Source organism: Variovorax durovernensis (genome assembly GCF_977011995.1).
This window is the reverse complement of the sequence record NZ_CDRNCW010000002.1, coordinates 993,669-1,007,532: the sequence shown is the minus strand read 5'-3', so window position 1 is coordinate 1,007,532 and position 13,864 is coordinate 993,669. Positions and strand designations below refer to the sequence as shown.

7 protein-coding genes are annotated in these 13,864 nt (G+C 62.6%); 4 read left to right on the top strand and 3 right to left on the bottom strand.

The features are described 5' to 3' along the window. Positions 1–24: 24 nt before the first annotated feature. Positions 25–519 carry an Lrp/AsnC family transcriptional regulator gene (locus ACWV14_RS36590; RefSeq protein WP_007828485.1) on the top strand — a complete coding sequence of 165 codons (495 nt, stop codon included), beginning with the start codon at positions 25–27 and terminating at the stop codon, positions 517–519. Positions 520–555: 36 nt separating this feature from the next. Here ACWV14_RS36590 and ACWV14_RS36585 read toward each other — a convergent pair whose 3' ends face one another. Continuing rightward, the gene (locus ACWV14_RS36585; protein WP_454908716.1) at positions 556–1,254 is read right to left on the bottom strand and encodes an HAD-IA family hydrolase; all 699 of its coding nucleotides are present in this window, start codon (positions 1,252–1,254) and stop codon (positions 556–558) included. Between the two features lie 316 nt (positions 1,255–1,570). Here ACWV14_RS36585 and ACWV14_RS36580 point away from each other — a divergent pair, with 316 nt between their 5' ends. Continuing rightward, positions 1,571–1,792: a hypothetical protein gene (locus ACWV14_RS36580; protein WP_454908715.1), complete on the top strand. Its 222-nt coding sequence runs from the start codon at positions 1,571–1,573 to the stop codon at positions 1,790–1,792. On the opposite strand, the gene ACWV14_RS36575 is transcribed toward ACWV14_RS36580, so the two are convergent. Both ACWV14_RS36575 and ACWV14_RS36570 read right to left on the bottom strand, forming a co-directional pair. Then, entirely contained in the window at positions 1,765–1,950 is a 186-nt protein-coding gene (locus ACWV14_RS36575; RefSeq protein WP_454908714.1) for a hypothetical protein, read from the bottom strand. The genes ACWV14_RS36580 and ACWV14_RS36575 overlap by 28 nt on opposite strands. A gap of 648 nt (positions 1,951–2,598) precedes the next feature. Next, positions 2,599–2,838, bottom strand: coding sequence for a hypothetical protein (locus ACWV14_RS36570; protein WP_454908837.1), 240 nt, complete (start codon positions 2,836–2,838; stop codon positions 2,599–2,601). 116 nt (positions 2,839–2,954) lie between these two features. Between ACWV14_RS36570 and ACWV14_RS36565 the strand changes: the two genes are divergently transcribed. Both ACWV14_RS36565 and ACWV14_RS36560 read left to right on the top strand, forming a co-directional pair. Then, entirely contained in the window at positions 2,955–9,008 is a 6,054-nt protein-coding gene (locus ACWV14_RS36565; protein WP_454908713.1) for an ATP-binding protein, read from the top strand. A gap of 208 nt (positions 9,009–9,216) precedes the next feature. Continuing rightward, entirely contained in the window at positions 9,217–13,716 is a 4,500-nt protein-coding gene (locus ACWV14_RS36560) for a hypothetical protein (RefSeq protein WP_454908712.1), read from the top strand. The last annotated feature ends 148 nt before the right edge of the window (positions 13,717–13,864 follow it).

The window sequence follows — 13,864 nt, the reverse complement described above, 5'->3', positions numbered from 1 at the left end:
CTTTTCTCGTTGTCAGGCACAGCCATGTCAGAAGCCTTCAAGATTGACCGACTCGACCTTCGTATCCTGGCCCAGTTGCAGAAGAACGGGCGCATGACCAACGTCGACCTGGCCGACGCGGTCGGGTTGTCGCCCAGCCCCTGCCTGATCCGGGTGAAGCGACTGGAGCAGGCCGGCTACATCGCCGGCTACGGCGCGCACCTGCGGCTCGAAAAACTCGGCGACACGCTAACCGTGTTCACCGAGGTCACCCTGTCGGACCACCACCGCGAGGACTTCGTGCGCTTCGAGGCCGCGATCCGCGAGGTCGACGAGGTGCTCGAATGCCATCTGGTCAGCGGCGGCTACGACTACCTGCTGCGCTTTCTCACGCGTGGCGTGAACCACTACCAGGAAGTGATCGAGGGGCTGCTCGAACGCAACATCGGTATCGCGAAGTACTTCAGCTACATCGTCATCAAGTCGCCGTTCATCAAGACGCACTGTCCGATCGAGCGGCTCTTTCCTCACGAGCGCTGACCGGCGCCTGCGCAATGCAGGCGACGGCCGTGGTGCTCAATGCCCGGCTTCGACTGCATCGGCCAGTTCGGCCAGCGTGTGGAAGTGATAGTCGGGCACGGTGTGCTTCGACTCGATGGTGCCGCCCGAACCTTTCTGCGCATGACGGCGTTCGATCCAGCAGGTCGTGATGCCCAACTGCTTCGAAATGCCAATGTCGTGGTACTGGCTCTGTGCCACGTGCAGGTTGTCGGCCTGCCTGAAGCCCCAGGCGCCTTCGAAGCGGCCGCGTGCATAGGCGAAATAGCGCGCATCGGGCTTCTCGCACAGCGCGTCGTCGCAGCTCAGCAGCATGTCGAAGGGCGAGCCCAGCGTCTTGTCGAAATGCGCCAGTGCCCAGGCCTGCGCGTTGGTCATCGTCACCAGCTTGAAGCGCTTGCCGAGCCGCTTCAGCGCTTCCACCGAATCAGGGAAGGCCGGCCATTGCGAGACCGACTCGCGCAGTCCCTGGGCAATGGCGTCGGTATCGGGCAGGCCCAGCGCGGGGGCAACGGCGTGCCAGCAGCGCTCCAGATCGTCGGGGTACCAGCCGGCATTGCCGTCGGCACGTGCGCGCCGGTAGGCGGCGAGGAAGTCGTCGTCGCTCACCCGGGCATCGGGCGCCACGCTGCGCAGATAGGCGAGCATGCCGCCCTCGAAATCGATCAGCGTGCCGACGACGTCGAAGGTGAGGACCTTGAAATCTTGCAGGGACATGGAACAGCTCCAGGAATGAAGTGGGATGGCTTCGTCGAGCATAGGTCCGCCGCCGGCAGCACCGTCCCGAACTGGGGTCGCGCCGCGGCACAGGATGTCGTTGTCGGCGCCCCTCCAGCATCTTCTTGCGCGACGGTGAATGGCTCTGCAGCCGAATTCAGAAGAACGAACGAGAGTCACACATGCATTCCGACGCAACCGACGGGCATGGCAGTTCCAGCCATCGCCTGATGAAGAGGCTCGCCCTGCAAGGCAGGAACAGCGATGGTCAAATCCGTCGGATGCTGGATGCCATACGTCCATGAAGGAGTGAGTGTTGAAGGTCGAACTCGGGATCGGTGTTGCGGGGGTTCTCATCGGATTGGTCCTGATGGGGGCTGGGCAGCGCATGTGCCGCACGACCTGCTGGATCGACAACGTGTTCAAGATGCTCCTGCCCGCCGCGTATGAATCATGGGCAGGCGGATTGCCGGTGCTCCTGGTCGGCGTGGGCGTCATCGGGCACGCGCTTTACAAGCACTCCAGAAAATCCAGATAGGAGATGCTGCGTTCCTGCACACCCTGTTCGGCGGGAAGCCTCATCGGCCGATTTCCGGCGGCGCTGAGCAAGCCGCCCAGCAGGGCTCGTTGCCTCCCGCCGTAATTTCCGCCGGCGGGTTGCCAGATTTCCATCTGGCCCAACACCTGAATCTTCACGAAGGCTTTCCGGTGATGAAGTGGACAGAGGCCGAGTCATGGGTCTCTGGCACCGAGTCACCGGCCGTCCAGGCAAACGCATGGGAGGACGATCAAGGCGGACCTCCACGCGATCGAACCGGTGATCGCCTATGAATTGACGCACAGCTGTCTGGCGCATCTGCCGCTCCCGCTTTGGTTGAACGAGGGACTGGCGGTGACCACCGAACGTCGCATTGCGGGCGGCTCAGGGGGCGACCCGGGCGCGCACGAGCTGCGCAGGAAGCACTGGCCTTCTGGGGACCGCACGAGATCCAGGAGGCTGGTCAGGTGAGTCGTTCAAACGCACCGATGACTGGAATATGCGTAGTGGGACCCGGCGAGGATTGGTAGGCAAACGTCCGGGTGGGCGCAGATGAGCAGGCAAGTCAGATGGTCGCTCCTCGGCGCCGCGGTGTTGGGCTTCGGCGGTTTCGCGTTTGCCTGGTACGCGGTAGTGACGTCGCGCGAAGCTGAGCTGGCACGTGAATGCCTGATGACGGCATCTGCAATACGCGCCAAGCACAGGTCGGTTGATGGATTGGCGCTCACCGGTTTCCGAATGGCGATCCCGCGGTCGCGCTTCCTCTATCGAGCCAGCACGGTTGACGGACGCTGGAGGCTCTCGCTTCACCGCGCGCTTGCTGGTGCGATTTGCAGGGCTCCTGCTTGGAGATCGGGAGAGGGCGCTTGTTGCTGCAGGTAATGAATGCGCAGCATCGTCTCGATGGCAAAAGGCGGACGACCCGTCTTGGCCCGTGGGCTTTGCGGCTTGACGATGGCCGCGGTGTTGGGCAGGGTATGGCGCCACAAGCCGACATACGGAATGTCGCGCGTGCTGGGCGGCGGCTTCAGACTGATCTGAGTCATTCCCGCGCCGGCGTCCTAAGGGCAGCTTTCACGAACTCCGGTCATTGAATGGTCGGTTCCTCGATTACCCTCGGTACTTTACGGCACCAATAAACATACGAACACACGTCGCCCGCATGTCTAGCAGAAGCGCCGCAACGACTAACGAGCCTGCCAAGAAAACCGTTGCTCCACCACCAGCCGAGGGTGAGCGCCGTGCCGTTCGTGGCTATGTCGCTCAGTACGGAAAAGCCGGAGCGGCCATTTACAGCGAACTCGAGCGCGGGGAAATGCAGTGGGTGGGATTGGCCGACCGCAAGGCTGGCATCGCCGACGATCTAGTTCTGGGCTTCGATGGGCTGGTAGTCGGCCACCAATTCAAGACTTCGAAGTTCCCGGCGCCCTTCACCGTGACGACGCTCCTCACGGGAGCGGACGGCCTGCTGAAGCCGCTCATCAATGCCTGGCAGATTCTCTCCAAGGACAATCCTGACGCGCGAGTCGAAATTCGCTTTGTGACGACGGACTACCCGTCGACCACCGACAAGCCTGGTGACTCCACGCCTGCCTACAGCGCCGAGTTCATTGACCAGTTCGGGCGCTTTCCCAACCGCACGTTGGCAGAGTGGCGCGCGGCCGGCTGGTGCAACCTGATCGATCGACTGCTGGCTGCATCTGGTCTAAACGAGGTCGAGTTTGAGAGGTTTCTGCATGCCCTGCGCATACTGCATGGCGCTGCCGCTGACTTTGTGCAGCTACACAAACTCAGCGCCGAGCAGTCGCGCCTGGCGTCCGAGATTGCCAGCCTGCTGCCTAATCTCGTTGCCGACGGTCGAGACAAGGACCGATGGACGCGTGATGAGCTGCTTGCGGAGCTGGGCTGGCCGGATCCGGCCAAGACGCGCTACGTGCACAGGTTTCCGCTCGGCACTTATGTCCAGCGCAACCGAGATACCGAGACTGAACTGCTGAAGACCGTTCGCGGCATTGAAATGGGCTATGTCGCGCTGATTGGCCCGCCAGGCTCAGGAAAGTCGACGCTGCTGCAGATGGCGCTCGCTGCGGAGCCAGCCCTCTGCCTAGTGCGCTACCTGGCGTTCGTGCCAGGGGTTGCCCAAGGCGTTGGTCGGGGAGAAGCCGAAACCTTCCTGGATGACATCAGCGCCCAGCTGCGCAGCAGCGGGCTGCATGGCATCCGCCTTCGAGATAACTCGCTGCATGAGCGCCGCGAACAGTTCGGTGCGCTGATTTCCCAAGCGGGCGAGCGCTATGCCAAAGAAAAGATTCGTACGCTCATTGTGGTTGATGGCCTGGACCACATCCCGCGAGAAGAGCGGCCTGCGCAGTCACTGCTGTCGGAACTCCCCCTCCCAGAAGCGCTCCCCGCGGGCGTCATGTTTGTGCTGGGCACGCAGCGTCTGGATCTCGCGCACCTGAAGCCTGCCGTGCAGGATCAGGCCGCGAAACCCGGCCGGCAAGTGACGATGAAGCCGCTTGACCAAGATGCCGTCGCCCGGATGGCTGACGTGCTCGGACTCGATCCGGACATCCCGCGCGTACGACTGCATGAGTTGAGCCACGGGCACCCGCTGGCGAGCCGATACCTGATTCAGGCGCTTCTAAGGGCCGATGGCGTTAGGCGCGCTCATGTCCTCGCCGGCGGCATGGAGTTCGACGACGACATCGAGAGCGTCTATGAGGCCGCTTGGCGAGAGATTGCCAACGACCGCGACGCAACCGACGTTCTCGGCTACATCGCGCGCGCTGAAGCGCCAATCGCGCTCCCACTGCTTGCCACCATCCTGGACGAACGTGCGATTGAGCGGGCGCTAGCCGTCGCCCGTCACCTGTTGCTGGACTCAACGCAAGGCTGGCGCGTTTTTCACAACAGCTTCCGGCTCTTCGTCATCGCCAAGCCAAGGGTGCGGCTTGGCAGCGTAGAGACTGACTACTCCCAGCGCGTCTACCGCGAGCTGGCCAAGCTGGCGCAGAACGCGCCGGACAGCTCGCCCCAGCGCTGGCTGGAACTGCGCTACCGGGCACGTGCTGGTGATGCCGATGACGTGCTGGCGCTGGCGACGCCTGCGCGATTCCGCGAACAGTTGGCCCGAGGACGCTCTGGCACGGATATTCAGGACGACATTCGACTGTCGTTGCTCGCTGCGCGTCCTACCCTGGACGGGACCATGCTGACGCGTCTGCTCCTGTGCCGCGACGAAGTGTCTCGGCGCACCAACGCGCTGGAATATGCCGATCGACTGCCCTCTGCGATGCTCGCGATCGGAGACATCGACGCCGCAGTCTCCTTCGTGCAGGAGTTCCCCAAGCGCGGCTACGAAGTCGTTGACGCCTTACTGCTACGGGGCGATTTCGACCGGTCGAAGGAACTGTTCGAACATCTCGAGCCGCTGTCGCAGCTGCACACCAGCCGGTTCCAGCACCACGGGAGAGACCACAACCTTCACGAGTTCCAAGAGTGGGCAAAGCGCATCTACAACTTCCGGGATTTCGAGCAAATCCAGCAAGCAATTGAGCGCCTTGTTACCGATGGACTGGAGAAGATCCCCGGGCATCCGCCAGACGAATCCGAAGCGCCCCCGGACGTCCACCTGCGCCTGGAAGTAGCGCGCGCCGTGCTTGAAGGACGCCCCGGCACCGAGGCCGAGGACGTGTGCAACCAGCTCGGCATCGATCGCAAGGAGCTTGCCGCGCTGCTTGTGCACGCCGGGCTGGCATTCCGGAACGCTGGCGACACAGAGCGCGCCATGCAGCTGTTCGATGAGGCAGCGCAGCAGCCGGATTTCGAGGCATTGCCAAACGGCTGGCGGCGTGCCATCGCGCTCACTGCGGCTAAGGCCGGACGCACAGACCTCGCCGCCACCCTGTTCGACAAGCTTGCCGCGCCGATGATCTCAATGGGCGATGACGAGGTGAGCTACACAGGCCCCGGCGCCCTGGCGACTGCAGTGATGGAGCATGCGCAGCTGTGCACCATGCTCGGCAGGGAATTGCCTCCTGCGATCGACTCAAAGCATGAAATGTTGCGGCCGCTGCAGAAGCATGCGACCAAGACCGGCATTCTGCGGGGCCGGGTCGCCGCGAACCTGTCAATCTCGGCGGGCGGCGTTCAGGCGGTCACGCGCAACGCTCTGGGCTACGCCCTGCGACTGACGCCTCGTGGCGGCAGCGACTACTACCGAACCAGTCAAGTCCTGACGGCCGTGCCCTTGCTGGCGCGCGCGCTGCTGCAGATCGCGGCTTCCTGCGGCGAGAGCGAATACCGGGCCGTGCTGCGAGAAGTCGATGAAGCGATCGCATCGTCCACACAGAAGAGCACCGAAGACCTGCGCCGGGAGGTTGCCGTAGAGACCTATCGCCTTGACGGTGACCAAGCGCGCGCAGCAGCGAGGCTCGAGGCGCTGGCTGCCGAGTTGCATCGCGATACGCCCAGCGAGCATGTGGATGCGCTGGCAGAGCTGGCCATCGCCTTTGCAGCCATAGGAGAGACCGACCGCGCGCGCCAACTGCTGGCCACAGTGCCTGAACACTGCCTCGGTTACGCGCTGGCGGCCCGCAAGGACCCGCAGTACGGAGTCTGGCGCGACGTCTTGGTTCTCGCCAACAAGGCCGACTCGACCGGCAGAGCGGAGCGCATTTCGCATCTGATGCGGCAGGTCGACGGGATGAAGGAGACCGAGGGCGCCAACGCAGCTCATCGCCTGACGATGGTGCTGATTGATGAGGCCATGCAGGTCGATGCCAGGCTCGGATACGACACCGAGCAGACGCTGGCGACCTGGAAGCTGATTTCCTGGCCAAACCGCGTCGACCTGCTGATGACAGGGTTGGTGCGGCGCCGGCCAGACCTGCTTTGGACGTGCGTCGACGTGTGGTGCGGCCTGTGCTTGCCGTTCTACATGGAGCCTCACTATCGGGATCCGTACCACGTCGGTGACTTCATCGACGCCGTCGCAGACGCAGCGGGGCCGGGCGCCATTGCTCAGCTTGTCGGAGAGCTCTTGGAGCCCATCGAGATCACCAGCCGTGCCCACGAACGTGCGGCACTCCTCGAGCGGCTGCGCACCGCCGCGCTCAAGCACGGGTACGGCGACGGCAGACTCGAAGCGGCTCTGGTTCGCTGGAAGGCAGAGGCACCTGCGCCAAGGCGTTCGTACACGCCTTCTACGTACGACTCGGCCGAAACGCTGACCCAACTGCAGGCCATGTTTGAAGCGGGCCCAGCGCCGGACCACAACGCGCCTTCTCGCTTCGTTGATTTGGCGAAAGCTGCGCCCCTGGACATGGTCCGAGCCATGTATGAGCAATGGGAGGTCCTCCGGACTGACACGAAGTGCCGCTTCACATTGGTCGCGCGCCTGATCGATGCCGGTGAGCTGGAACACGCTCGAAAGCTTGTCGACGAATACCCAAGCACGGATGACCGCTGGAGCGCCTGGAGCCAGTTCATGGGCGGTGGCAAGTTCCGCTATCACAGGGCGCGCAAGCTCCTGGACGGTGCTGCAGCGCATCGCGCCGCTTTTGAGAGCTTGCTCGATTCCATCACGGCGGGCGAAGAAAACACCGTTTCGCTGCTGATGGAGATTGATGAAGTTCTTCCCGTTGTCAGTGCGTCGCCGGACTGGCCGGCAGTCTGGTCGTTGCTCGCTGAGCAGATGATGTTCACCCGCGAACACCAGCTTGGCAAGCCATTCAAGGTTGAGGAAGGGCATTTGAGCGACGAGGAGCTGCTCTTCGAGCTCGTCCACTTTGGCCTGCGTCTGCCGATTGTCGAAGCCCAGCGTCATGCGCGCGACTGCTTGCTTCGTTTGTCCGAGGATGTCGCAGTCGGCAAGGCAGTGGCCACACTGACCGTACGACGGCTCCTGACCGGCGAGTCCGACGCACCGCTGCAAGGCCTCTTCGTTCTGCTGGCCATGTCGCACAATCGACTGGCATCCCCACTAGGTGATGCCGTGGCGCACCTCGCGGGCCATCGAGATATCGCAATCGCTGAGGCGGCCCTGCTTCTGGCAAACCGCTGGGGCATAGCTGTTTCAGCGACGCGAGAAGCACTCCCGCTGTTCTACCAGCTTGAACTGGATGGTTCGCTGGTGCTGGACAACTCGTTGGTGGATGCACGCACCGGCGCGATGCGGATCGAGTCGGCGCCAGGCTGGACCCAGATGCTGCGGCCAATCGCCAGAGCGCTTGCACAAACAGCAGGCGTCGACGAATTGACCATCAGGCGGCGCGCCGCAGAGTTCATCCAGCAGTGGGGCGGCCTGGAGGCCTTCGGCGCGCTTGCGCTTAGACGACTTGAGGCTGAGCTCCGATCATTGGATATGCAGATCACCTATCTCAAGCCGCACATGGCGGTTGGGGTGGTCGCCCTTCGTCACGTCGCGGGAGAGGTTCGCCGCGCCGGACTGCTGTCAGACCACGACCTGCCGCTATTCCTGGAGATCCTGAACGCGCCGCTTCCGTCGCACCCGCTGCTGCGGGCACAGGTTCGTCCGCAAGCAATTCCTAGACCGCTAGTCGCCCGCGACGCCAGTTGGGGCGAGGCCGGCCGCGCCTGGACCCCTCAGGTCAACGAGGATGTCGCACCGTGGTCACTACAGCCAGAAGACGTCGTGATCGCGGAGGCATGTCGATTCACGGTCTTCAAGCCCAGACAAGCCGAGTTTTTCCAACACCGCTTCCGCGCTCCCCAGGCGCAGATCGACAGCGACGATTTCGATGACTGCTACGAAAAGCTGCCCGCCGTCGTCTGGCGAGGCGCCTACGTGACGCACGACGCGACTCCAGCGACTACGCTGGTCAGGCGTGTCGCAAGTTCCTCCGGGACCGACTTGTATGGGCCAAGGTATCTGCTGACCGTCTGCCCAAATTGGCTACGCCAGCTGCGCTGGCGGCAGCACGATTCGAATCCCCGCGTCTACATGGACTCCGGCGGTACTGCTGTGGCCAAGCTCGTTTGGTGGCGCGATGCCGGTCCTGTGGACATTGATGACGAGTCCATTTGGGGCGAGGGTTGCTATCTGGCCCTTGCACCGCATGGCCTCAGCCAATACAAAGCGGCGGGAGGACAACCGACCATCAACAGCTTCGCGAGCAGAGAGGTAGTGGCTCACAGCGGGTATGGCGAGGCAAGTAGCCGCAAGACGGCCAGGCACAGCTACACCATCTAGTCGAGCCACCTCGCCGGCAGACGCTCGCGGTTTCGACGGACTTTATTTGTTGGCCTCATCAGTCATTTGTCTGCGCGGCAGCCGGCAGTCAGTGACCCCACCAAACTTGCAGCGGCTGCATAGTGTGCTTCGCGCCTGTGCATAGCGTGTTGGTGAAGCACAGTGGGAACCGCAGCCGCCCCTGGCTTCAGAGATTAAATACGGACCTATGCCGCCATCGATCGACTTCTCCCGAATCCGCGCGCACGCCGGATCCCAGAACCTGGGTTTCGAGGAGCTCTGCTGTCAGCTCGCCGGCCTGGAGCCGCGACCATCCAGGGCGACCTTTCTTCGCAAGGGCGCAGGAGCGGATCAAGGCGTCGAGTGCTATGTCAAGCTGGCTGACGGCGGAGAGCTTGCGTGGCAGGCAAAGTACTTTCTTTCGGCGTTCGGTGATGGGCAGCTTCAGCAACTCGACGACTCACTGAGCAGAGCGCTGGCGGCCCACCTCGGGCTGCATACCTATACGGTCTGCTTGCCCATTGACTTGAATGACCTCCGGACCGGCAAGAAGCTCAGCCCTTTGCAGCGCTACGAGCGATGGAGGGACAAGCGCATCAAGGAGGCGGCCAGGACTGGCAGGAATCTACAGATCCATCTATGGGGTGCCAGCCAGATCCGTGAGCGCCTGATGCGGGATACGCCGTTGTACTCAGGACGCCTGCGCTACTGGTTCGACCAGGAGCGATTGGGCGCGGGCTGGTTCTCCAATCGATTCGAGGTGTCAAAGGTCAATCTAGGCGAGCGCTACACCGCGCAGAGTCACGTTGATCTGCCGATCCTGCAGGCGTTGCTGGCGCTAGCCCGGGACAAGGGGTTTATTGACCAAGCCGGTGCGTGGGGCGAGCGGCTAAGCAAGCATCTCGGAGATGTTCAACGCGCGCCTGCAGACGCCGCGATGAAGGATGCACTGGCAAAGGTGAGCGTTCCAACGGACGCGCTCATTGCGGGCTTGGAGCAGCGCCGCGACCAGATTGAGGACGTTCCGATCGGGCTGTGGGGCCGGTATGCAGGTGAGGCAATCGATGGACTGACCCAAGCGTTCACGGCGTCGGAGTCGCTCCCCGAGCAGGAGCGGCGGCATGTCGAGCGAGTTCTCTACGATCTCTACGACGCGCTTCAGACGATCAAAGCCGCGGTAGAGCGCATGCCGTGGACTCTTGTCAATGAACGCCGCCTGCTCATCGTCGGAGAAGCTGGGGCAGGGAAGTCCCACTTGCTGGCTGACTTCGGCATCCGGCAACTTGCATCGGGCTGCCCGTTCGTGCTCGTACTGACTCAGACGCTGGGAGACTCTGAACCCTGGCCACAGATCCTCCAGCAGCTGGACTTGGGCGACTGTCGCGTCGCCGAGTTCCTGGGGGCCCTGGACGCAGCGGCAGAAGCAGCCGACAGCCGCGCAGTAGTGGCAATCGATGCATTGAATGAACGGCACGGCCTGCAGCTCTGGCGGGACCGGCTCGCGGGATTCTTGAAGGTCTTTGAAGCCTTCCCACGGGTATCGCTGATCTTAACCCTGCGCTCAACCTACGAGGCGCATCTGCCCGTACCGCAACTGCCCAGGCTCGTTCATCACGGCTTCGCGGGCCACGCCGGTGCCGCGGCAAAGGCTTATCTGGATGTGCGCGGCATCTCGCGCACCAGCAGCCCGAACCTCCTAAGGGAGTTCGAGAACCCCTTGTTCCTGAGAACTTGCTGCGACTACCTGGATCGGGAGAGGCTGAAAGCCATCCCCAAGGGCGTGCAGGGCATCTCCGCACTCTTTGGCTTCTACCTCTCTGCAATCGCCTCGAAGATCGAGATGAAGCTGGGGCTGGAACGGCTTCGAAGCATCCCACTGTCTGCGCTCAAGGCGTTCACGCAGATGGCTGCACAATGGCCGCGTGCAGGGGCCGTATCGAAGGTCGAGGCGATGGAACTCTTTGACCGGTATCTCCCCTCGCAAGGGCTGGAGAGTCGTAGCCTCTTCAGCGCCCTGCTGGCTGAAGGTGTGCTTACTTTGGACGTTGTCGATTCACGTGGCGATGCCCCTGAGGAGACGGTCAGGTTCACGTTTGAGCGCTTGAACGATCACCTGTTGGCCAAGAGCCTGCTTGACGACTACCTTGATCCCGAGCATCCACTGGCCTCCTTCAAGAAGGAACCGCTCAGCAAGTTCGTCTCGGCCGATGACTGGTGGCGGCATTCCGGGGTCGTGGAGGCCATCGCGATCCAGCTGCCCGAGCGCTGCGGACTAGAGATACTGGACGTCGTCGAAGAGGTTGATGAGGATGAACGCGGGTTCGATCGGTTCTTCCTCGACAGTCTGCTGTGGCGTCAGCAGGGCCGATTCTCTGAACACACGATGTCCTGGATACGCAAGCTCGAAGAAGACGACGTGATCTCGATCTATGAGATCTTGATCGGCATCGCCACGGAACCTGAGAACAAGTTCAATGCGCTTGCACTGCACGAGCGGCTCCTAGCCCTGCCGATGCCTCAGAGGGATGCCGGCTGGTCGGTCTTCCTGGCGATGGACGATCTCTCGGAGGGAGGGGCGATCGAGTCGCTTATCGATTGGTCCTGGCAGGTTCGCCCTGAGGAAATCGAGGGAGACCGACTACTGCTGGCATCGATAACTCTTGCATGGTTCCTGAGCACATCCAACCGGGCAGTCCGAGATCTGGGTACCAAAGGGCTGGCGCACATCCTGTCTCGTCGACTTGCAGTGGCCGCGGAACTGCTCGCCCGGTTCAAGGAAGTGGACGATCCGTATGTCGTCGAGCGTCTGCTTGCTGCGTGCTATGGCGCCGCGCTTCAGGGCTCGGACCGATCCGGCCTTGCGGTGCTGTCCACGCAGGTCTGGAGTCAGTACTTCGAGGGGGGACGACCACCACTGAACCTGCTTTCCCGAGACTATGCGCGCGGCATTCTCGAGTACACAGCCCGCTTTGCGACCTTGCCTGATGGGGTGGATCTCGCCCTGTGCCGCGGTCCGTTCGACACACCGTGGCCGCTGGAGGCGGTGTTGGACGAGGCGCTGTCGCACTACAAGGAAGGCGAGCCGCACTCGTATGATGACGACATCGTTTCGTCGACTCATCGCCAAGGAGATTTTGGCTGCTATTCCGTGCCGCGGGCGATCCATGACTGGACCGACCTACCACGGAAGCTGGCGGGGCAGACGACTGAGCAGCTCTTCAAGTCTTGGGAACTGCGCTTCGAGGACGAGGCGACGGCTGATCAGCTAAGGGCCTACGTCAGCGTCCACGAGGCCGCCGCAAGGCACGGCGAGATCGGGTTGAGCACGGACTGGTTCGACGACCGCCGGCGGACTCAACGCGACCAAGCATTTTCTGCGTTCGAGCAGGCGTTGGCTGGGTTCGCCGCCGTGCTGGACGAGCGGCAGAGATCTGTGTACGAGCTCGAGGCGCAACACTACTTGCATGAGTCTGTGCGGATGGGGAGCACGGATATCTCACCGCGTGACCTCGATCCCGCGATCGTTCGGCGCTGGGTCTGCTGGCGCGCCCATGACCTCGGATGGAGCAGCGAGCTGTTCTCGGCCTTCGAGCGCAGTGGACGAATCACGCGCGATCGGATGGGGGACCATCGCGTCGAGCGGATCGGCAAGAAGTACCAGCGGATCGCGCTTGGAGAAGCGGTCGCGCGTATCTCCGATCACTTGGCTCGGGATGAGGGCGAGGGCTTGATCGGAGCGTACTCGGGCACCTTGGCCGAGCTCTCGAATCTGAGAGACATCGATCCGTCGCTGCTTGTGAAGGAGACCCACGAGACGAACTGGGCCTACACGCCCGCAACCTGGTGGACGCCCACGACGCCGAACCTGAAGGCCGCTCCTGTCGCGGCCCTGCTTGCGTGGTTGGATTCGCCGACCGCGGGCTTCGTCAACGGCCCTGAGAACATCGCGGTCGTGGATCCATTGGATCAGCGGGATTGGCTGGTGGTCAGCGCGTTCAGGCACTGGAGCATCCCGCGGCGAGATCGCCGAGCCCACCCTGATGCGTGGTCGCGTATCACATGCCTTCTGACAAAGAAAGGAAGCGGTCAACGACTGGTCGAGGAGCTCATCGCTAGGGATAGGGGTGACGAGAGCACTTTGCGCGAAGACAAGTCATGCAACAGCTTCCTCGGAGAGCATGGGTGGCGAGAGGCAGAGGCCGGGCCGCCGAGGCTCCGAGGGGAACCGTGGTCAAGGATCAACGTGCCTTGCATGACCGTGAGAGTAGAGCTGCGGGAAGAGACCGGAAAGGACAATTCGATCCTGGACAGCTTCAGCCTCGATCTGCCCTCGTCCTGGTTGCTCGCGGCGATGGGTCTCCGGCTTCGGGATGGTCGCGGGCCGGTGTACGTGGATGCGAGTGACATCGTTCGATTCATGGATCCGTCGCTCAAGGAGCGTGGTGCCAGTGCTGGAGTCGTCGACCGGCAGCTTTTTTTGAGGACAGTGGAAACGGCAGGCTTGGAAGCTGTGTGGCTTGTCGCCGGAGAGAAGAACGTCTACAGCTCCGACTCGATACGGCATGGCTTTGGAGGCAGAGTGATGCACGTGATGGCCTACCGATTCGTGAATGGAGTACTGGAGGCGAGCCTTCGGCGGGACTTCAAGCTGCAGGCGAGTGTTGAGCAAATGAAGGAGCTGCTGGCCTCAGAGGCGCCTTTGGGCTGAAGCCACGCTACCCGTACTGGGCGGCCACCGGTTGATTCGGCGCTGATCCGCACACATCCTGCGACTGCTTGGTGCCCGTAGTGCACCGGCCTTGATTGACATGAACAGACGCTGCGTTTCGACCTGAGGACCTGACGAGCTTGATCAA

Bases quoted from the DNA above. Each gene is read 5' to 3' on its own strand.
- ACWV14_RS36590 (WP_007828485.1), top strand. From the start codon at position 25: ATGTCAGAAGCCTTCAAGATTGACCGACTCGACCTTCGTATCCTGGCC.
- ACWV14_RS36585 (WP_454908716.1), bottom strand. From the start codon at position 1,254: ATGTCCCTGCAAGATTTCAAGGTCCTCACCTTCGACGTCGTCGGCACG.
- ACWV14_RS36570 (WP_454908837.1), bottom strand. From the start codon at position 2,838: ATGACTCAGATCAGTCTGAAGCCGCCGCCCAGCACGCGCGACATTCCG.
- ACWV14_RS36565 (WP_454908713.1), top strand. From the start codon at position 2,955: ATGTCTAGCAGAAGCGCCGCAACGACTAACGAGCCTGCCAAGAAAACC.
- ACWV14_RS36560 (WP_454908712.1), top strand. From the start codon at position 9,217: ATGCCGCCATCGATCGACTTCTCCCGAATCCGCGCGCACGCCGGATCC.